At 71.2% G+C, this 19,929-nt stretch carries 18 protein-coding genes and 1 pseudogene; 4 read left to right on the forward strand and 15 right to left on the reverse strand.

Going from position 1 to position 19,929, the window contains the following annotated elements:
• Window positions 1-44: 44 nt before the first annotated feature.
• A complete protein-coding gene (locus CP984_RS17145; RefSeq protein ID WP_004571904.1) occupies window positions 45-554 on the forward strand; it encodes a DUF1453 family protein in 510 nt (169 codons plus the stop codon).
• Between the two features lies 1 nt (window position 555).
• Here CP984_RS17145 and CP984_RS17150 read toward each other — a convergent pair whose 3' ends face one another.
• Entirely contained in the window at window positions 556-1,104 is a 549-nt protein-coding gene (locus tag CP984_RS17150) for a TetR/AcrR family transcriptional regulator (protein WP_004571905.1), read from the reverse strand.
• A 104-nt stretch (window positions 1,105-1,208) separates the two neighbouring features.
• On the opposite strand from CP984_RS17150, the gene CP984_RS17155 reads away from it, so the two are divergent.
• Window positions 1,209-2,468, forward strand: a complete 1,260-nt coding sequence (locus tag CP984_RS17155; RefSeq protein WP_086026240.1) for an MFS transporter — start codon at window positions 1,209-1,211, stop codon at window positions 2,466-2,468.
• A gap of 111 nt (window positions 2,469-2,579) precedes the next feature.
• Here CP984_RS17155 and CP984_RS17160 read toward each other — a convergent pair whose 3' ends face one another.
• The 4 genes from CP984_RS17160 to CP984_RS17175 all read right to left on the reverse strand — a co-directional run bounded on the left by CP984_RS17160 (window position 2,580) and on the right by CP984_RS17175 (window position 6,777).
• Entirely contained in the window at window positions 2,580-3,974 is a 1,395-nt protein-coding gene (locus tag CP984_RS17160) for a hypothetical protein (protein ID WP_043978344.1), read from the reverse strand.
• A 133-nt stretch (window positions 3,975-4,107) separates the two neighbouring features.
• Window positions 4,108-5,043, reverse strand: coding sequence for an ABC transporter substrate-binding protein (locus CP984_RS17165; protein ID WP_004571910.1), 936 nt, complete (start codon window positions 5,041-5,043; stop codon window positions 4,108-4,110).
• A 267-nt stretch (window positions 5,044-5,310) separates the two neighbouring features.
• Window positions 5,311-6,039 carry an ABC transporter permease gene (locus tag CP984_RS17170; RefSeq protein WP_004571911.1) on the reverse strand — a complete coding sequence of 243 codons (729 nt, stop codon included), beginning with the start codon at window positions 6,037-6,039 and terminating at the stop codon, window positions 5,311-5,313.
• Window positions 6,040-6,042: 3 nt separating this feature from the next.
• The gene (locus tag CP984_RS17175; RefSeq protein ID WP_004571912.1) at window positions 6,043-6,777 is read right to left on the reverse strand and encodes an ABC transporter permease; all 735 of its coding nucleotides are present in this window, start codon (window positions 6,775-6,777) and stop codon (window positions 6,043-6,045) included.
• 198 nt (window positions 6,778-6,975) lie between these two features.
• Here CP984_RS17175 and CP984_RS17180 point away from each other — a divergent pair, with 198 nt between their 5' ends.
• Window positions 6,976-8,154: an ABC transporter ATP-binding protein gene (locus CP984_RS17180; protein ID WP_004571913.1), complete on the forward strand. Its 1,179-nt coding sequence runs from the start codon at window positions 6,976-6,978 to the stop codon at window positions 8,152-8,154.
• Window positions 8,155-8,219: 65 nt separating this feature from the next.
• On the opposite strand, the gene CP984_RS17185 is transcribed toward CP984_RS17180, so the two are convergent.
• The 6 genes from CP984_RS17185 to CP984_RS17210 form a co-directional block, all read right to left on the reverse strand.
• Window positions 8,220-8,711, reverse strand: a complete 492-nt coding sequence (locus tag CP984_RS17185) for a DUF3180 domain-containing protein (protein ID WP_004571914.1) — start codon at window positions 8,709-8,711, stop codon at window positions 8,220-8,222.
• A 105-nt stretch (window positions 8,712-8,816) separates the two neighbouring features.
• Entirely contained in the window at window positions 8,817-9,410 is a 594-nt protein-coding gene (folK, locus tag CP984_RS17190) for a 2-amino-4-hydroxy-6-hydroxymethyldihydropteridine diphosphokinase (protein WP_004571915.1), read from the reverse strand.
• Window positions 9,407-9,766, reverse strand: a complete 360-nt coding sequence (gene folB / locus CP984_RS17195) for a dihydroneopterin aldolase (RefSeq protein ID WP_004571916.1) — start codon at window positions 9,764-9,766, stop codon at window positions 9,407-9,409. The genes folK and folB overlap by 4 nt, the downstream gene beginning before the upstream one ends.
• Window positions 9,767-10,184: 418 nt before the next feature.
• Window positions 10,185-10,673, reverse strand: a complete 489-nt coding sequence (locus CP984_RS17200) for a nuclear transport factor 2 family protein (RefSeq protein WP_004571917.1) — start codon at window positions 10,671-10,673, stop codon at window positions 10,185-10,187.
• Window positions 10,670-11,590, reverse strand: coding sequence for a dihydropteroate synthase (gene folP, locus CP984_RS17205; RefSeq protein WP_004571918.1), 921 nt, complete (start codon window positions 11,588-11,590; stop codon window positions 10,670-10,672). Before folP ends, CP984_RS17200 begins: the two co-directional genes overlap by 4 nt.
• 69 nt (window positions 11,591-11,659) lie before the next feature.
• Window positions 11,660-13,504 (reverse strand): phosphatidylglycerol lysyltransferase domain-containing protein, encoded by a 1,845-nt coding sequence (locus CP984_RS17210; protein ID WP_078575504.1) that lies wholly within the window; start codon window positions 13,502-13,504, stop codon window positions 11,660-11,662.
• 140 nt (window positions 13,505-13,644) lie between these two features.
• On the opposite strand from CP984_RS17210, the gene CP984_RS17215 reads away from it, so the two are divergent.
• A complete protein-coding gene (locus tag CP984_RS17215; RefSeq protein ID WP_004571920.1) occupies window positions 13,645-14,760 on the forward strand; it encodes an alpha/beta hydrolase-fold protein in 1,116 nt (371 codons plus the stop codon).
• Window positions 14,761-14,889: 129 nt separating this feature from the next.
• Here CP984_RS17215 and folE read toward each other — a convergent pair whose 3' ends face one another.
• The 4 genes and pseudogenes from folE to tilS all read right to left on the reverse strand — a co-directional run.
• Window positions 14,890-15,495, reverse strand: coding sequence for a GTP cyclohydrolase I FolE (folE, locus tag CP984_RS17220; protein ID WP_004571921.1), 606 nt, complete (start codon window positions 15,493-15,495; stop codon window positions 14,890-14,892).
• 230 nt (window positions 15,496-15,725) lie between these two features.
• Entirely contained in the window at window positions 15,726-17,741 is a 2,016-nt protein-coding gene (ftsH, locus tag CP984_RS17225) for an ATP-dependent zinc metalloprotease FtsH (protein WP_004571922.1), read from the reverse strand.
• 285 nt (window positions 17,742-18,026) lie between these two features.
• Window positions 18,027-18,566 carry a hypoxanthine phosphoribosyltransferase gene (gene hpt, locus CP984_RS17230; protein WP_151416135.1) on the reverse strand — a complete coding sequence of 180 codons (540 nt, stop codon included), beginning with the start codon at window positions 18,564-18,566 and terminating at the stop codon, window positions 18,027-18,029.
• 77 nt (window positions 18,567-18,643) lie between these two features.
• Window positions 18,644-19,555: pseudogene (gene tilS, locus CP984_RS17235) on the reverse strand (tRNA lysidine(34) synthetase TilS); the annotation flags it as partial.
• Window positions 19,556-19,929 lie beyond the last annotated feature (374 nt).

Consider the following 19,929-nt stretch of genomic DNA (forward strand, 5'->3'; position numbering starts at 1 on the left):
CTGCCAAACGCGCCTACCTACCGGCACACACTCTTGGGGGAACAGTGAACGGCTGGCTGCTCGCGGCACTCATCGCCGCAGTCCTCGTCCTCGTGATCGTCAGGCGGCTGAAGGGCGAGCCGGTCCATGTGCACGAGCTCTTCGCGGGCCCGGTCGTCCTCACGGCACTCGGCATCGTCTTCATCGCCAAGGCCGACAACGTGACCGGGACCGACCTCGCCTGGGTGATCCCCGGCGCCTTCCTGGGGCTCGCGCTCGGCGCCGTACGCGGCTGCCTGGTCCACCTCGGCGAGCGGGACGGCACCCTGTGGCAGCGCTACACCGGCCGCACATTCGCCATCGTCATCGCGTCGCTGCTGGTCTCCGCCGGTTACGGCATCCTCGCCGAGCACATGGGCATGCACCCGTACGCCCGCCCCACCCAACTCACCATCGGTGTCAGCTTCCTGGGCGAGTCGCTGCTGATCTACTTCCGCGCGCGCAGGACGGGCACGCCGTTCGCGCCGGAGTCGGACCGGAGCCCCCTCGACTCCCTGGTCCGCCGCCTGCGGTGAGTCACGCGGCCGCGAGCAGGGCGGTCGCCACCGCCTTGGCGCGCAGGGCGGGGGCGGCCGAGCGCTCGCGCAGGGCGGTGACCTGGGCGCCGTCGATCAGCAGGACGAGTTGTTCGGCGAGTTCGCGGGTGCCGCGGGTGTAGCCGGCGCCGGTGAGCAGTTCGGCGACGTATGAGGTCAGGGTGGCCTTGTGGGCGGCGGCGGCGCGGTGCGCGGCGCTGGCCGGGTCCGCGATCTCGACCATGGTGTTGATGGCGGCGCAGCCGCGGTAGTCGTCGGACGCGAAGCGCGCGGCAAGGGCGTCGAAGAGGGCGAGCGGCGTGCCGCCGCGCTCGGCGACCGCGGCGTGCAGCCAGTCGAACCAGCGCCGGCCATATCCGTCGATCATGGCCACGACCAGGTCGTCCTTGCTCGCGAAGTGGCGGTAGAACGAGGCCCGGCCCACCCCGGAGGTGGCGAGCAGCCGCTCGACGCCGACGGCACGGATGCCCTCGGCGTAGAAGAGGTCCTCGGCTGCCCTGACGAGCCGTTCCCTGGCGTTGGTCGGCATGCGGCCACGATAACCAACCTTGACCTCAGATGGAACCGATCGGTACCGTCTCGCCATCCCAGCAGACGGTACTGATCGGTACCATTTCCTGAGCCGGAGACCGCATGCCCCGCAACAGCGCGTCCCATCCACCGCCGTGCGCGCCCAGCGCTCCCAGCACGCCCACCGCACCGGCCTCATCGGCCGCCTCCGCCGCCTCCGGAAGCTGGCGCTTCCACGGCGCGGTGCTCGCCCTCGGTACGTTCGTCGTCGGCACCGACGCCTTCGTGATCGCCGGCGTCCTCCCCGACATCGCCGCCGACCTGCACATCGGCCTCGGCGCCGCGGGTCAGCTCGTCACCACGTTCGCCATCGGCTACGCGCTGCTCTCGCCCCTCCTGGCGGCGCTCACCGCGGGCTGGTCACGGCGTACGGTCCTGATCACCGCGCTGCTCGTCTTCGCACTCGGCAACGCGGCCACCGCCCTGGCCCCCACCTACCCGCTGGCCCTCGCCGCCCGCGTCGTCGCGGCGGCCGGCGCCGCGCTCTACACCCCGAACGCCTCGGCCACCGCCGCCGCCCTCGCGGGCGAGACGGCACGCGGGCGCGCCTTCGCCCTCGTGAACGCCGGGCTGACCTCCGCGCTGATCCTCGGCGCGCCGCTCGGTACCGCCGTCGGCGGCGCGTACGGCTGGCGCACCACGATGTGGCTGGTCACCGTCCTGCCCCTGCTCGTCGTACCGCTGCTCGCCGCCCGCCTGCCGCGCGTACGCATCGACACCCCGCGCGGCCTGCGCCGCCGCCTCGCCCCGCTGGCGGACCGCCGCGTCCTGTACGCGCTGGCCGTCACCGTCGTCGTGTTCGTCGGGATCTACATTCCGTTCGAGTACATCAGCGCCGTCTACGCGCCCGTGCTCGGCCACGGCGCGGACGGCAGCGGTACGGACAGCACCCTCGCGGCGGTTCTCCTGCTGATCTTCGGCGTCACCGGTACGGCCGGGAATCTCGTCGCCGGCCACCTGGCCGACCGCTTCGGCCCACGGCGGGTGATCCTCGGCGCCGCGCTCGCGCTCACCGTCGTCTTCGCGCTCGTACCGCTGAGCAGGGAGTGGCTGCCCGCCGCGCTGGTCGCGGTGGCGGTGTCCGGGTGGGTGTCGTTCTCGGTGACCACACCCCAGCAGTACCGGATCGCCGCGCTCGCCCCACAGGCCCAGGCCGTGGTCGTCTCCCTCAACGCGGCCGCCATCCACCTCGCCGTATCCCTGGCGGGCGGTCTGGGCGGCATCGGTGTGGAGACGGTGGGGGCGGCCCGCCTGCCGTGGCTGGCCGCCGGGTTCACGCTGGTCGCGGCCGTACTGACGGCGGTCGGACGCCGCCGTGAGTGACAGCAGTCGGCCGCCGTCACGGGTGACGGCGGCCGGATGCCGATCGCTGTTTGCCGGCCGCTGCCTGCGGCTCGTGCAGCGGGGCGGGCTCCTCGGAAGGTGCGGAAACGATCAGGAAGAGACCGCGCTGCGCAGCTCCACCAGGTCGATCTGCTCGGTCTCGTCGTGCGCGGTCAGGTCGATGACCTCACCGTCGCCTTTGCCGGAGTCCTCGGCCGCGGACGCTTCCTCGGCCGCGCCGCCGTCCGACGCCTTGACGGCGTCAGCCTCCCCAGCCACCTCCGTCGCAGCCGCCTCCGCCGCCTCGTCCCCGGTCTCGCCGGGCTTCGAGCCGGTCGCGGACTCCGGGCCGCTCTCGGGCTTCCGGCCGCTCCCGGACCGCACCTCGTCCGTCGTACGGGCCCGGCCGCGCGCCGACTGTTCGGCGACCGCCTCGTCCCCGACCACGTCGGCCAGGTCCTCCTCCAGCTGCCGGGCGGGCTTCGCGCGGCGCGGCACGGCCGACGGCACGCCCGGGCCCGGGCCGGTCGGCGCCGTCCCGTTCCGTACGGCGCCGGTGCCCGTGGCCGTACCGAAGAAGTCGAAACCGCCCTGTACCCGGGAGGCGGGCAGCCGCGGCACCTTTACGGGCGGGACGACGGCCGCGGCGGCCGGTACGGGACGCAGATTCGGCGCCGGCCGCGCGGTCTGCCGCCCAGCCTGCCGGCCGGCGTCCCGCGCGTCGGCGTCGGCGGGGCTCCGGTCACCGGCGGGGGTGTCGCTGGCGGAGACGGCGTTCGCGTCCTTACCGGCGGCGGCCACAGCATCGCCCGGCCGCGAACCGTCGGATTCCGTACCGGACTGCTCCGAACCGTCAGGCTCCGAACCGGTCGGCTGCGTGTCGGCGGCCGTACGGGGGCGGCCCTGCTCGGCCGAGGGCTCCGTGGCCGCCACGGGATTCCCCTGGCCGTCCTCACCGTCCTGGGCCGGTACGCGTTCGGCCGGTCCGTGCCCGGCCTGGCGGGCCGCGTTGCGCGACAGCTGCCGCAGCGCTTCCGCCGCCCGGTGGTACATCACCGCGGTGAGCGTGCCCGGCACGCCGTCCGGGCCGTCCCCGGCCGTCAGCTCCCCGGCAGGCGTGCCGGCCTCGATGGCGAGCAGCCGACGGCCTTCCAGCGCGCTGGCGCGCTCGGTCTCGGCGGTGGCGTAGCGGCGCAGCAGCTCGGCGTGCTCGCTGCGCAGCCGGGCCAGCTCGGCCCGCTTGGCCCGCAGCTTGGTGTCGAGCCTGCCGCGTATCTCGCGGGACTCCTCCAGGTCCGTTTCGAGCTCGGCTATCCGCTCGTCGGTCTTCCACTCGTCCCGCACCCGGGCGGTCTTCAGCTCGGCGACGCTCTTGCCGGCCGTACGGTCCCATGCGCGCAGCAGGACGGAACCGGTGACCGCGGCGGCCGCCGCGCCCGTGGCGAGCGCGCCCTGTACCAGGTCATCACCGACGAACCAGACGCCCGAGGCGCAGGCTAGGGACACACCGGCGACCGTCACAGGGGGAAGAAGCCGGTGCAGGGGTGGCGAATGGCGGTGGCGTCCTCGTGGCATGGCCTGAAACTTACCGTGCGTGCGGGACCTATGGGGCCCCGCCCGCCGCTTCGTTTCATGGTGGTTACTTCTTTGCCAGTCCCTTCGACTCCAGATATGCGCGCGCGACATCCGCCGGCTTCTGCCGTTCCGCGTCGACCTTGCGGTTCAGGTCGATCAGATCGCCGGTCGTCAGCTTGTCCGTGAGCTTGCCGAGAGCCGCCTCGATCTCCTTGTCACCGGCGCTCTTCGCATTCACCACGGGCAGCACATTGTCGGCATTCTGCAGCTTCTTGTCGTCCTTCAGCAGCACCAGGCCGAAGTTGTCGAGCGTGGCGTCCGTGGTCGTGGTCAGCACCATCTGGTCCGTGCCGTCCTTGACCGCCTGCTTGGCCTGGGTGGTGCCGACGCCCTTCGGGTCGATGCCCGCCACGGCTATGCCGTACGTCTTCTCCAGGCCCGGCTTGCAGAACGGCCGCGTCTCGCACTCCTCGCCCGCCGCCAGCTTGACCTTCTGCTTCGAGCGGCCGAGGTCGGAGAGCGTCTTCAGCTGATGGCGGTCGGCGAATTCCTTGGTCACCGCGAACGCGTTCTGGTCGGTGGCCGCACCGGCCGGCAGCACCTTCAGTCCGCGGGGTCCGGCGAGCGCCTTCAGGGCCTCGACCGTCTTGCCGATGTCGCTGGAGGCGACGGGCTTCGCGTCGGGTCCGTTCTTCTTGGCGTTGAGGAATTCGGCGAGCGTCGAGGCGTATTCCGGTACGACGTCGATCTGGCCCTTCTCCAGCGCCGGTTCGTACAGCTCGCGATTGGCGAGCGTCTTGACGGTGGCGTGGTATCCGGCGTCGTTAAGGATCTTGGAATAGATCTCCGCGAGCACCTTCGACTCGGTGAATCCCGCCGAGCCGATGACGATGTCCCCCTTACCGCCGCCGCTCTGCGCGCCGCCCTTCTCCTCCAGGCTCTTTCCGCCGCAGGCGGCCAGCCCGCCTGCTAGCGCGGCCACGGTGCCCGCGACGAGCACGGCACGCAGCGCGCGGGCCGGTCTCCGGCCGCGGCCGGGCCTGTGGGCGGGGTGATGGCTGTGGGCAGGGTGATGGCTGTGGTGCTGGCTGTTCGGGTCCTGGTTCATACCGGTTCACCATCCAAGGAGGAGAGAGGAAGTTCTTGTGCGGGCCCGGGACCTCGGGGCCCGTCATCGCCGGGCGTCCCGGGCCTCGGGCTCCTGATCACCTCGGCCCCGGGACACGTCATCCGCGGCCCGGGCCGTCCCACCGGGTGCCGGTCCGGCTCACGCCGGGCTCCCGGCCGGTGTCGCGTCGTCGGCCGTCGTACGGGACTTCCGCGACCGGCTCCGGCCGCGGCGCATCGGGTCGAAGGCCCGGTCCGTCAGCACCAGCAGCCCTTCGACCAGCAGCGCCAGCACGGCCACCAGCACCGCGCCCGCCACCACCTGCGGCGTGTTGTAGTTGCCGAACCCGGCGGTGATGATGCGGCCGAGGCCGCCGCCGCCCGCGAGCGCGGCCAGCGTGGCCGTGGCCACCACCTGGACACCGGCCGAGCGCAGCCCCGTCATGATCAGCGGATACGCGAGCGGCAGCTCGACCCGCAGCAGCAGCTGCGGCCCCGACATGCCCATCCCCCGCGCCGCCTCGACCACGTCCCGGTCGGCCTCCCGCATGCCCACATACGCGTTGGTCAGCAGCGGCGGCACCGCGAACAGCACCAGCGCGATGATCGTCGGCCAGTCCCCCGCCGTACCCAGCGGGCTGAGCGTCAGCAGGACCAGTACGGCGAACGTCGGCACCGCGCGGCCCACGTTGGAGATGTTGACGGCCAGCGCCCCGCCCTTGCCGATGTGACCCAGATACAGGGCGACCGGCAGGGCTATCAGACAGGAGATCGCCAGGCACAGCGCGCTCAGATAGACATGCTCGCCGAGCCGGTGCCACACCCCCTTCTCGCCGGCCCAGTTGGCCGAGGTCGCCAGCCAGTCCCACGCGCCCGTTATCGCGTCCATCGCCTAGGCCACCGCCTTCTTCGCCCGCCCGGCGGCCCGCCGCTCGCGCCGCGCCCGGGAGCGCGCCCGCGCCTGCGCCCGGGTCCACGGCGTCAGCAGCCGCTGGAGGCCGAGGAGGAGCACGTCGGCGACGACCGCCAGCAGCACGCACAGCACCGAGGCCGTCAGCACCTCCGCCTTGAAGAAGCCCTCCATGCCGCTGGATATGAGGTTGCCGAGGCCGCCGTAGCCCACCACGGCGCCGATCGTCGTCATCGCGACCGTCGAGACCGTCGCGATGCGCAGCCCGGCCGTCAACGCGGGCAGTGCCAGCGGGAGTTCGACGCCGAACAGCAGCTTCACCGGGCCGTACCCCATGCCGCGGGCCGCCTCGCGCACCTCCTGCGGCACGGACTCCAGTCCGGCGAGGATGTTGCGTACGAGGATCGTCAGCGAATACAGCACGAGGCCCGTGACCACGACGGCCGCCGAGACCCCGAATATGGGGGTCAGCAGGGCGAACATGGCCAGCGACGGGACCGTGTACAAAATCGTCGTCAGCCCGAGGACCGGGCCCGCGGCGGTCCGCCAGCGGCGGGCGACGAGCGCCAGCGGGAAGGCGATCAGCAGCCCGATGACGACGGACACCAGCGTGATGCCCACATGCTGGACGGTCGCGTCCAGCAACTCCTGACTGCGCGTCCGGACATACTCACCGCAGATCCAGTCGTTCGCTTCCAGACAGCTCTGCGCACCCACCCGCGGTCACCTCCCCCGCCCTGTCGCTCACATTTTCGGTGACTGTCTGCGACCCTATCCCCCACCACTGACAATCCAACCGGCCCGCCATCCAGTCGTAACAAGACGCCTGCGAAGGAACGGATTCCGCGGGTATCAGCCGAGGAGCGCTCCGTGCGTCTGCCCGGCCGGCGACCGTTCACACTGGGGGACCCCACCATGATCCGTTTCGAGCACGTCACCAAGAGCTACGCCGACGGCACCACCGCCGTCGACGACCTCTCCTTCGAGGTCGGTGAGGGCGAGCTGGTCACGCTCGTCGGGCCGTCGGGCTGCGGCAAGACCACGACGATGAAGATGGTCAACCGGCTCATCGAGCCGACGAGCGGTCACATCTATCTGGACGGGGAGGACATATCGGCCATCGACCCCGTCGAACTGCGGCGCCGCATCGGCTACGTCATCCAGCAGGTCGGCCTCTTCCCGCACAAGACGGTGCTGGACAACACCGCCACCGTCCCGCACCTGCTCGGCTGGCAGCGCAAGAAGGCCCGCGACCGCGCGGCCGAACTCCTCGACCTGGTCGGCCTGGACCCCGCGCAGTACGGGGACCGCTACCCGGAACAGCTCTCCGGCGGTCAGCGCCAGCGCGTCGGCGTGGCCCGCGCGCTGGCCGCCGACCCGCCCGTCCTGCTGATGGACGAGCCGTTCGGAGCCGTCGACCCGGTCGTGCGCGAACACCTCCAGACGGAGTTCCTGCGCCTGCAGTCCACGCTCCACAAGACGGTGCTCTTCGTCACCCACGACATCGAGGAAGCGGTCCGGCTCGGTGACCGCATCGCGGTGTACGGGGCGGGGCGCGTCGAGCAGTTCGACACCCCGGCCACGGTGCTGGGCGCGCCGGCCACCCCGTACGTGGCGGAGTTCGTCGGCGCCGACCGCGGCCTCAAGCGGCTCTCGGTCACCCCGATCGAGATCGGCGACCTGGAGCAGCCGCCGGTGGTCCGGCTCGACGACCACGCGGCGCGGGCCGCGGCCCGGCTGGCCGAGGAGGGCGCGGCGTGGGCCGTGGTGCTCGACGCGGACGGGAGCCTGCACGGGTGGGTCTCCGGCGCCGGACTGGCCGCCGGGACGAGCGGGCCCGGCGAGGCCGGTGGCGAGGTGCGGGACCACGCGCGGCGGATGGACGCGTGGCTGCCGCTCGGGGCGCCGCTGAAGCAGGCGTTCAGCACGATGCTCCAGCACGACGCGGGCTGGATCGCGGTGCTGGACGGCGAGCGCTTCCTCGGCGTACTGACGCCCGCGGCTCTGCACGCCGCGCTGCGGCGGTCCACGGCGGCGGACGCGGGCCACGTACAGCGGGAGGACGTCGTGGTGGAGAGCGTGCCCAGCGCGTAGCCGTACGGGGCGCGGGAGAAGGCGGGGCGGGCGCGCGTGCCGTACGGGAGCGTACGGCCGCCGGCCTACGCCGGGCTCGCGCCCCCCGTGCCCGTCTCGTCGTCGTCCTCCGGAAGCTTGCACACCCGCTCCAGGAAGATCGCGGCCACCACCACCGCCGCCCCCGTCAGGACCGAGAAGCCGGCGTAGATGGCCTGGTCCCGGCGGGGGTCCACGTCCATGCCGGTGGACAGCAGGAAGACGCCGACGCCGCCGTACAGACCGGACACCAGGGACGCCACCAGGGCGCTCGCCTGGCCAAAGACGACGGCGCGGGCGGCGACCAGCGGATCGACGCCCTTGGCGCCGGGCTCGCGGGCGCGCTGGGCGTTCAGCCGGGAGCGCAGGGACAGGGCGGTGGCGGCCAGGACGGCGGCGATCAGGGCCAGCACGATGGGCGCCGCCAGGGGCACGCCGGGGAGCGTGCCGAGGGCGTCCCACAGCCGGGCGCCGGCCCACGCCAGCACCCCGGCCGCCAGGAACAGCCCGACCAGCACCTTGATGTGTAGCTGCTTCACCGAGCGCTCGCCCCTCGTGCCTTCGTTCTCGTACGTGTGCCGCTGTCTTAACGACCGCCCCGGCGGTCCCGGTTCCTGGACAGCCGCCACGCGCTGCCGGAACCGCTACTCCGGCAGCCGCAGCTCCAGGTCCACCCGCGGCGTCACGCCCTCGCGGCCGACCGCCGAGAGCAGCTCCACCACCGCGCCGCGGCCCGGAACCTCCGCCTCCGGGTCCACGTCGTGCCACGGCACCAGCACGAAGGCGCGCTCGTGGGCGCGCGGGTGGGGCAGGGTGAGCAGCGGGTCCTCGGAGACCACGTCCTGGTACGCGAGGATGTCCACGTCGATCGTGCGCGGGCCCCAGCGCTCGTCGCGGACGCGCTCGAAGGCTTCCTCGATGGCGTGCCCGCGCTCCAGCAGCGAGCTGGGCGGCAGCGTCGTCTTGATGAGCACCACGGCGTTGAAGTACGTGGGCTGGGAGCCCGGGTCGACGCCCCACGGCTCGGTCTCGTAGACCGGCGAGACGGCCTTGACCCGGACGCCCGGGGTGTCCTCCAGGGCGTCGATGGCGCCCTGGATGGTCTCCAGGCGGTTGCCGAGGTTGCTGCCGAGGGAGATCACGGCGCGCTTGGGGTTGGAGAGGGTCACGTCCGCCGCGTCCACCCGCTCCACCACGGACGTGGGCACCGGCTGAACGGTCGGGTCACTGCTGGTCATACTCGGCTCCGGGTGATGGTGATGGTCACGTCGTCAAAGGGGACGGTGATCGGGGCGTCCGGCTTGTGGACGACCACCTCCACCTCCTGCACCCCCTCGTGCTTGAGGCACTGACCGGCGATGCGCTCCGCGAGCGTCTCGATGAGGTCGACCGGCTCGCCCTCGACGACGGCCACGACCTCCTCCGCCACGACGCCGTAATGCACGGTCTTCGCGAGGTCGTCGGTCGCCGCCGCCGGGCGGGTGTCCAGACCCAGCAACAGGTCCACGATGAAGGTCTGGCCCTCCTCGCGTTCCCGGGGGAAGACCCCGTGGTGCCCTCTGGCCTTCAGCCCACGCAGCGCGACACGATCCACGCGAATCACACTCCCACTGGTCCCATTGGCACCTCTGGTACCACTGATCGTCGGAATTCCGGGCGGGGGCCGAGGACTCGTCCGGCACGCCGCCCTGTCATCGAATCTACCTGCGAGCACCGACAGTGCTTGCCCACGGGGGCCGTGGGCAAGGCCCCCCGACGCTGCCGGGCGGCACCGCCGAGCGGTCGGGCGGCCGTCCGCGCGGCCACTACCCGGGCCTTCGCGGTCCCACCCCTACCCTTGCAGCACTTGGCTCGAACGGGTGCGCAGAAGTCGACCTTGCTGACGCTTCCCGCTGACGGTCCGGGCCGTCGTCCACCCTGGTCCGGACCTGACGGCGGCCCCGGCAGGACCACAGCTCGACCACACAGCGCCCGCGAAACTCCCCGAAGACTTCACGCGGGTTTCACGTTCGTCAGCCGCCCACGCTTCCGGCCCCCGGCCCGTCGCCGTCGCCGGTCTCCCCCGCTTCCCCGTCCTCGTCGTCCCGGTCCGCCAGGACGGGCGAGCCGTGGTGCGACCAGACCCGCCAGCCCTCTTCCGTACGCCGGAAGACATTGGTCGCCACGACCAGCTGGCCGATCAGCGGCCCGACCGAGCCGTCCTCCTCCGCGGGCCCGCCGCTGAGGATGTTCTCGGTGCAGGTCACCAGCGCGGTGTCGCCCATGACGTCGATCTCCACGTCCGTCAGGAAGAACTGGATGTACTCGGTGTTCGCCATGATCAGGGCGTACGAGCGCAGCACCTCGCCGCGCCCGCGCAGCACCGGCCAGCCCGGGTGCACCACGCTCACCTGGCCGTCCATCCACATCTCGGACATGGCCGCGTGATCTCCGCGCTCCATGGCCTCGTACAGGTCGGTGTTCGCCTGCTCGACCAGCTCGATGTCCGTACGTGGACTCACACCGCTCCCGTCGCGTCCGCCGCTCCCGCGGCGCCCGTCACACTCGTCCCGCCCGTCTCCCGCACCGCGCCCTCCACGGCGCGCGCGACCCGTACCGCGTCCGCGCTCGCCCGTACCTCGTGGACCCGCACCGCCCAGGCTCCCTCCCGCGCGACCATCGCCGAGACCGCGGCCGTCGCCGCGTCCCGCTCCCGGGCCGGCGGCGGGGCGGCGTGCGCGTCCCCTGCCAGCACCCTGCCCAGGAAACGTTTGCGCGAAGCGGCCACCAGCAGCGGACGGCCCAGCTCCCGCAGCCGGGCCAGGTGCGCGACCAGTTCGAGGTCGTGCGCGGCCTCCTTGGCGAAGCCCAGCCCGGGGTCGATCACGATGCGCTCGGGGCCGATGCCGCCGGCCACCGCCCGGTCCAGGCTCTGCCGCAGCTCGTCGACGACCTCGGAGACCACGTCCCCGTAGACGGCCCGGTTGTTCATGTCGATGGACCGGCCGCGCCAGTGCATGACCACGAACGGCACCCCGGCCGCGGCGACCACCGGCACCATCGCCGGGTCGGCCGCGCCCGCGCTCACGTCGTTGACCAGCCGCGCACCCGCCGCGACGGCCTGCTCGGCGACCGAGGCCCGCATGGTGTCCACCGAGACCGTGACCCCGGCGGCGCACAGCTCCCGTACGACCGGCACGACCCGGCGCAGTTCCTCCGCCTCGTCCACCCGCGCGGCGCCCGGCCGCGTGGACTCGCCGCCCACGTCCACCAGGTCGGCGCCCTGCGCGACCAGATCGAGCCCGTGTTTGACGGCCAGCTCGGTGTCGAACCACTGCCCGCCGTCGGAGAACGAGTCGGGCGTCACGTTCACCACGCCCATCACCGCGCAGCGGTCCCAGTCCGGAAGTCCGGCCACCCGGCCGCGCAAGGTACTCATGGCTCCAGCCTAGGCGTGTGGGGTACGGGGCCGCCCACCCCGGTCAGGGGCGGGCGGCGTACCCGGTTCTTACGCGGCGGTCCCGACCGCGTCCGCGGTGATGGGCTCGTCCTTGTGCGCGCACGGCTGCGGCTCGGCGGGTGCCTTGCGGCGCAGCGCCCGGGGCAGTCCCAGCTCCAGGTACCCCTCGGCCTGTAGTGCGGCCAGGCCGATGCGCGGGATGTCCCGGCTGTTGCGGAAGACCACGAAGCGCGGCTCCCAGCGGGGCTGGAACTTGTCGTTGAACTTGTAGAGCGATTCGATCTGGTACCAGCGGGACAGGAAGATCAGCATCCCGCGCCAGATCCGGATGACCGGGCCCGCGCCCAGCTTCTCGCCGCGCTCCAGGGAGGAGCGGAAGACCGCGAAGTTCAGCGACACCTGCTTGATCTTCAGACCGGGGGCCGCCTGGAGGGAGGCGACGATCAGCAGCTCGTTCATGCCGGGGTCGGCGGAGCGGTCGCGGCGCATCAGCTCCAGCGAGATGCCGTCCTTGCCCCACGGTACGTAGTGCTGCATGGCCTTCAGGTCGCCGAACGGGCCGGGCGCCTCGCCCTCGGCGGGCGCCAGGTGGGCGGTGGCGATCACCGCGTCGCCGTCCTTGTCCGCGTCGATACGGCCCAGCGCCATCGAGAAGCCGCGCTCGGTGTCGGTGTCGCGCCAGGCGTCGGCGGCCTTCTGGATACGGGCCAGCTCCTCGGGCTCCAGGTCGCGCACCCGCCGTACCCGGGTCTCGTAGCCGTTGCGCTCGATGCGCTTGACCATCTGGCGTACGTTGCGCATCGAGCGGCCCGTGAGGGTGAAGTCCGCCACGTCCACGATCGCCTCGTCGCCCAGCTCCAGCGCGTCCATGCCGGTCTCACGGGTCCAGACCTGGCCGCCGGTCTCGCTGCAGCCGGTGACGGCCGGGGTCCAGGAGTGCGCCCGCGCCTCCTCCATGAAGCGCTCGATGGCGCCCGGCCACGCCTCCACGTCGCCGATCGGGTCGCCGCTGGCGAGCATCACGCCGGATATGACCCGGTAGCAGACCGCGGCCTTGCCGGTCGGCGAGAAGACCACGCCCTTGTCGCGGCGGAGCGCGAAGTAGCCGAGGGAGTCCCGGCCGCCGTGCTTGGCCAGCAGCTCGCGCAGCTTCTCCTCGTCCTCCTCGGTGAGCCGGGCGGCCGGGTGCTCGGGGCGGAAGGCCAGGTAGGCGGTGGTGGCGACGGTCAGCAGGCCGAGGGCGCCGAGGGAGTAGCCGACGGTGTAGTCGACGTTGTTCACGTACCGGACCGGGCCCTCGAAGCCGAACAGGCCCCACAGGACGTGCTTGATCCGCTCCCACACCGACGGATCACCGACGATCTTGTGCGGGTGAGTGTTCACGATCACCAGGCCGAGGCCGAAGCTGATGCCTCCGAGGGCGACGAAGTTCAGCAGCGCCTTCACCCGGCTGCGCGGGTCCGGCAGCGCCTCGAAGGCGCGGCGGTGCCACACCAGGAAGGCCAGCAGGGCCAGCGAGAAGGCCGCGCCCACGACGGAGTGCCGGTAGACCAGCTGGGCCGCGATGCCCACCGGGAGCAGCGCGACGGCCGCCACCCAGGCGCGGCGCTTACGCCGTTTGAGCCCGTGGGCGAGCATCAGGAGCAGGATGCCGACGACTATGGAGGAAGCCGCGGCCAGGGCGCTCACGGTGCCCGGCAGGACCTCCGCCAGCGCATGCAGCCGGCTGTGCCGGAAACGGGGGAAGAGCCCGGCCGCCAGATTCAGCAGCCCGACGACCGCTCCGGCGGTCCCCACCAATGGCGGGACCTTTTCCGGGCGGGGACCGCGCAGCCAGCGTGGCGGACGCCACGCAACCGTCCCGGACTTTTCGCCATCTAGCCTGTCAGACATTACTTTCCCGTCGCCCCGGTCGAGAGAACGTGCGAGTGTTAGTCGCAGCATCTGGACTTTTGCGCCCTGTATGACGGCGTTTCAGGGCCCGGGGTTCCACCTGCGGCCGTGTCGACCGGCCGCCCGGAAGAAAGCGCCACATGGGTCTCACCAGCAAAAAAGTGCTGCTCCTGGCCGTCCTTTTCGCGGTAGCACTCTTTGTCCTCACCATCTGGCTGTGGCCGCGCCTGTCCAGGCGCAACTGGCGTGCGGTCCTCGGCCGCATCGGCCTGCTGCTGGCGACCCAGCTGTCGATCTTCGCGTCGATCGGCCTGTTCGCGAACAACTCGTTCGGTTTCTACGCGTCCTGGGCGGACCTGTTCGGCAAGGAGCAGGAGCCGGGCGTGGTGACCAATTACGAGACCGGCCCGAACGGCACCAAGCTGAAGATGCTCGGCAGCGAGCACGTGGGCGTGCCCGGCGGCTCCAAGCCGCACGTCGGCGGCCGGATAGACAAGGTCGTGCTCAAGGGCGAGAAGTCCAAGATCAACAGCCCGGCGTTCGTGTATCTGCCGCCGCAGTACTTCCAGGCCAAGTACGCGAAGAAGCGCTTCCCGGCGTCCGTGGTGCTGACCGGCTACCCGGGCACCGCGCAGGCCCTGTACAAGAAGCTGCACTTCCCGCAGACCCAGCACGACCTGGTCCGCAAGAACAAGATGCAGCCGACGATACTGGTCATGATGCGCCCGACCGTGGCGCCGCCGCGGGACACCGAGTGCGTGGACATCCCGAACGGCCCGCAGACCGAGACGTTCTTCACCCATGACGTGCGCCACGACATAGCCAGCCACTACCGGGTGGGCACCGACGCCAGGAACTGGGGCGTCATAGGGGACTCCACGGGCGGCTACTGCGCCCTGAAGATGCCGATGCGCTACCCGAAGGCGTTCTCCACCGGCGTGGCCCTCTCCGGCGCGTACAAGGCCCCGCTGGACGCCACGACCGGCGCGCTGTTCGGCGGCGACAAGCAGCTGGAGCGGGAGAACGACCTCATGTGGCGGCAGAAAAACCTTCCTGCGGCGCCGGTGAACCTCCTCGTCACCACCAGCAAGCAGGGCGAGGAGAACTACAAGGACACGCTGAAGTTCATCCAGCAGACCAAGTCCCCCAGCCGGATCGCGTCGATCATCCTCGACAGCGGCGGCCACAACTTCAACACCTGGCGCCGTGAGATACCGGCCGCCTTGGAGTGGATGGGCGGCCACCTCAGGGCGTAGCGGACACCGCCCCGAGGGCGGCGTGACGACGAGGGCGGGGCCCGGTGGATTCCACCGGGCCCCGCCCTCGTTCGTATCGCCGGAGGCCCGCCGGCCGGCCCCTGTGCGGCGCATCGGCCCCGTACGGCCTCAGCGGGCCAGTATCAGGCTCATCGCCTCGGAGCGGGTCGTGGAGTCCCGCAGCTGGCCGCGTACGGCCGAGGTGGTCGTCTTCGCGCCCGGCTTGCGGATGCCGCGCACCGACATGCACATGTGCTCGGCCTCGATCACCACGATGGCGCCGCGGGCCTCCAGGATGCGCATCAGGGAATCGGCGATCTGCGTGGTGAGGCGTTCCTGCACCTGCGGGCGGCGGGCGAAGACCTCGACCAGCCGGGCCAGCTTGGACAGGCCGGTGATCTTGCCGCTCTCGGCCGGGATGTAGCCGACGTGCGCGACGCCGTGGAAGGGCAGCAGGTGGTGCTCGCACAGCGAGACGATCTCGATGTCCTTGACCAGCACCATCTCGTCGTGGCCCAGGTCGAAGGTGGTCGTCAGGACGTCCTCGGGCTCCTGGCGCAGTCCGGCCAGGATCTCCTTGTACGCGCGGGCGACCCGCGCCGGCGTCTCCAGGAGGCCCTCGCGGTCCGGGTCCTCGCCGACGGCGATCAACAGCTCACGTACGGCGTTCTCGGCGCGCTTCTCGTCGAACTCGCCGATCTTGCCGTCGCCGTCCAGCGTCACCGGATCGGTCATCTCGTGCCTCGTTCCTGTTGCGCCCGCTCCTCCGGCGGAGTACCACGTGTCCAGGCTAGAACCCGTGGGGCACGGCTTTCATTCCGGGGCCGGTGTGAGCCCTATGACATTCCGGTCATAACGATCGCGACGCTGCGAAAAAAACCGGGTCCGTACGGAATGTTCCGTACGGACCCGGTCTGCTGCCGGGCGAACCCGGCCGGTGCCTTGTCAGCGACGCCCGAAAGCGGTCAGCTCTCCGGCGTCCGGTCCTCGGGGGACTCGGTCTTCTCCGTCGAGACATTCGACGACGAGGAGGGGGCCGAGCCGTTGGCCGGGGCCAGCTCCTTCGGGGAGAGCACCGGCGGGCGGGTCGAGGGCGTACGCCGCGAGGAGCCGGTCCACGCCGGACGGGCCGGGCGCTTGACGATGTGCTTGAAGACCTCGGCGACCTCTTCCTTGTTCAGCGTCTCCTTCTCCAGGAGCTGCAGAACCAGGTTGTCGAGCACATCGCGGTTCTCGACCAGGATCTCCCACGCCTCGTTGTGCGCGGTCTCGATGAGCTTCTTGACCTCTTCGTCGACCAGCGCCGCGACCTCTTCGGAGTAGTCGCGCTGGTGTCCCATCTCACGGCCGAGGAACGGCTCGGAGTTGTCGGAGCCGAACTTGATCGCGCCGAGCCGCTCGGTCATGCCGTACTGGGTGACCATGGCACGGGCCGTCGCGGTCGCCTTCTCGATGTCGTTCGCGGCGCCGGTGGTCGGGTCGTGGAAGACCAGCTCCTCGGCCGCGCGGCCACCGAGCATGTACGCCAGCTGGTCGAGCATCTCGTTGCGCGTGGTCGAGTACTTGTCCTCGTCGGGCAGGACCATGGTGTAGCCCAGGGCCCGGCCGCGGGACAGGATCGTGATCTTGTGGACCGGGTCGGAGTTCGGCGAAGCGGCCGCGACCAGGGCGTGTCCGCCCTCGTGGTACGCGGTGATCTTCTTCTCCTTCTCCGACATGATGCGGGTCCGCTTCTGCGGACCGGCCACCACGCGGTCGATCGCCTCGTCCAGCGCCTTGTTGTCGATCAGCTTCGCGTCGCTGCGGGCCGTCAGCAGCGCGGCTTCGTTGAGCACGTTCGACAGGTCGGCACCGGTGAAGCCGGGGGTGCGCTTGGCGACGGCCGACAGGTCGACGTCCGGCGCGACCGGCTTGCCCTTCTGGTGGACCTTGAGGATCTCCAGGCGGCCCTGCATGTCCGGGCGGTCGACGGCGATCTGCCGGTCGAAGCGGCCGGGGCGCAGCAGCGCCGGGTCCAGGATGTCCGGGCGGTTGGTCGCGGCGATCAGGATCACGCCGCCCTTGACGTCGAAGCCGTCCATCTCGACGAGCAGCTGGTTCAGCGTCTGCTCGCGCTCGTCGTGGCCGCCGCCGAGGCCCGCGCCGCGGTGCCGGCCGACGGCGTCGATCTCGTCGACGAAGACGATCGCCGGGGCGTTCGCCTTGGCCTGCTCGAACAGGTCACGGACCCGGGAGGCACCGACACCCACGAACATCTCGACGAAGTCGGAGCCGGAGATCGAGTAGAACGGCACACCCGCCTCGCCGGCGACGGCGCGCGCGAGCAGCGTCTTGCCCGTACCGGGCGGGCCGTACAGCAGCACACCCTTCGGGATCTTGGCGCCGACGGCCTGGAACTTGGCCGGCTCCTGGAGGAACTCCTTGATCTCCTGGAGCTCCTCGACGGCCTCGTCCGAACCCGCGACGTCCGAGAACGTCGTCTTCGGGGTGTCCTTGGTGATCAGCTTGGCCTTGGACTTCCCGAAGTTCATCACCCGGGAGCCGCCGCCCTGCATCTGGTTCATCAGGAACAGGAAGATGACCACGATGAGGACGAAGGGCAGCAGCGAGATCAGCATCCCGACGAACGGGTTCTGCTTCGAGGGGGAGACGGTGTAGCCGTCCTTGATCTCGCCGGTCTGGTACCTGGCCTGCAGGGTCTTGGCCAGATCGACGCCCTGGTCGCCGATGTAGCTCGCCTGGAGCTTGTTGGAGCCGTCGACCTTGTTGTCGCCGGACAGCTCGACCTTGATCTTGTTCTCGTCGCCGGTCGTCAGCTCGGCGGATTTCACCTTGTTGTCAGTGATCGCCTTGACGACCTGACCGGTGTCCACCGTCTTGTAGCCGCCGGACGAGCCGACGACCTGCATCAACACGACCACGGCGAGGACGGCCAGCACGATCCACATGACCGGCCCACGGAAGTATCGCTTCACGTCCATCCATACGGAGCTCTTTGAGCCCCGTCCCTCCTGCCACAGTGAGGCACAACAGCCCTGTGGAGGGCTGGTCGTGCGTACGGTGTATTACTGGCCCGAAAAAAGACTGACCTTCGGACGGTACCCCAGCATTGTCACCCGACGACGCCGCCCACGGTTAACAATGCAGCTTCGGATGCCGTTCTCCCTGCTCCAACGGCGGGCGGCCCCACGGGGTTCCCGCCACCGGTCTCCGGTCGGTCCCGGGCCCCGGCCGCCGGTGCGGCGGCCGGACGGGTACGGCGCCGCTCAGCCGCCGTAGACGTGCGGTGCGAGCGTGCCGACGAACGGCAGGTTGCGGTACTTCTCCGCGAAATCCAGGCCGTAGCCCACGACGAACTCGTTGGGGATGTCGAAACCGATCCACTTCACGTCGATCGCCACCTTGGCCGCGTCCGGCTTGCGCAGCAGCGTGCAGACCTCCAGGCTGGCGGGCTCGCGCGAGCCCAGGTTCGACAGCAGCCAGGACAGCGTCAGACCGGAGTCGATGATGTCCTCGACGATCAGGACGTGCTTGCCCTTGATGTCGGTGTCCAGGTCCTTGAGGATGCGGACCACTCCGGAGGACTGGGTGCCCGCGCCGTACGACGACACGGCCATCCAGTCCATCGTGACGGGGTTGGACAGCGCACGCGCCAGGTCCGCCATGACCATCACGGCGCCCTTGAGGACGCCGCCCAGGAGCAGGTCCTTGCCCGCGTACTCCGCGTCGATCTTCGCGGCCAGCTCTGCCAGCTTCGCGTCGATCTCTTCCTTGCTGATGAGCACCGACTGAAGGTCGGAACCCATGTCCTTGTCGTCCACCCGTGCCACTCTCGCTCGGTTCGGTGTCATGAGACTCATGCAGCAAGGCGGTCCCGTACGGCTCAGCCCTGCCGGATCACCAGTCTGCCACCCTGCCGTCGCACACCCACCCGCCCGGGGAGGTTGACGGTCCCCTGCCCGCGCCAGGCCGTGATCAGCCGGTCCACCTCTTCGATGTGGCGGGCGAAGAGCGAACCGGCCGGCGCGCCCGCCGCGATGGCCGCCCGGCGCAGCACCCGGCGGCGGACGGCGGCGGGCAGGGCGTACAGCTTGGCGGCGTCCAGGGCGCCGCGCTCGTCGACGACCGTGCGCTCCGCGTCGGCGGCCCAGGAATCCAGGGCGTCGGCGTCGTCCCGGGAGAGCTGGGCCGTACGGGCGAGGGCCTCCACGACGCCCTTGCCGAGCGCCTTCTCCAGCGCGGGCAGGCCCTCGTGGCGCAGCCGGGAGCGCGTGTACAGGGGATCGGCGTTGTGCGGGTCGTCCCATACGGGCAGCGACTGGATCAGGCACGCCTTACGGGCCGTCTGCCGGTCCACCTCCAGGAAAGGGCGGCGATAGCGACCGCCGCGGCCCGTCGTGGCCGCCATGCCGGACAGGGAGCGCGTGCCGGAGCCCCTGGCGAGCCCCAGCAGGACCGTCTCTGCCTGGTCGTCGCGGGTGTGGCCGAGGAGGATCGCGGCGGCGCCGTGGCGCTCGGCGGCGGCGTCGAGCGCGGCGTAGCGCGCGTCGCGGGCGGCGGCCTCGGGGCCGCCCTCGGCGCCCACCTGGACGGCCACCGCGTCGACCGGGTCCAGACCGAGGGCGCGCAGACGCACCACGACCTCCGCGGCGCGCAGGTCGGAGCCGTCCTGGAGGCCGTGGTCGACGGTGATGCCGCCGGCCCGTACGCCCAGCTTGGGCGCCTCGAAGGCCAGCGCGGAGGCGAGTGCCATGGAATCGGCGCCGCCGGAGCACGCGACGAGCACCAGAGGGGGCGCGTCCGCCGCGGGGGACAGCGCCCCGGCGGACCGCGCGGAGCCCGCGGCGACCGGCTGCTGCGCGGCGTGCGCGGGGGCCGGGATCTGCGAGGAGTGGTGGTTCAGTACGTCGTGGAGCACGCGGCGGACCGCCACGCGTATCGCGGCGACCGCTGGATGGGGACCCATGTCCGTTTCCAATCGTGGGGGGCTTCGGGCCGAGCAACGGCTTTTCGTCACACAGAGTGCCTAGATGGTGACAGAGACGAGCAGTTCCCTGAGCATTGCACGCCCATCCTGCGGTCACGGTCCCTCAGAAGAGTGATTGAGGGGAGCGTTCACCCGCCGTGCGGTGCGACCGGCTCGCGCCTTTGTCCCCCGGGGCTCCGCCC

Source organism: Streptomyces rimosus (assembly GCF_008704655.1).
GTDB classification, from domain to species: Bacteria; Actinomycetota; Actinomycetes; order Streptomycetales; family Streptomycetaceae; genus Streptomyces; species Streptomyces rimosus.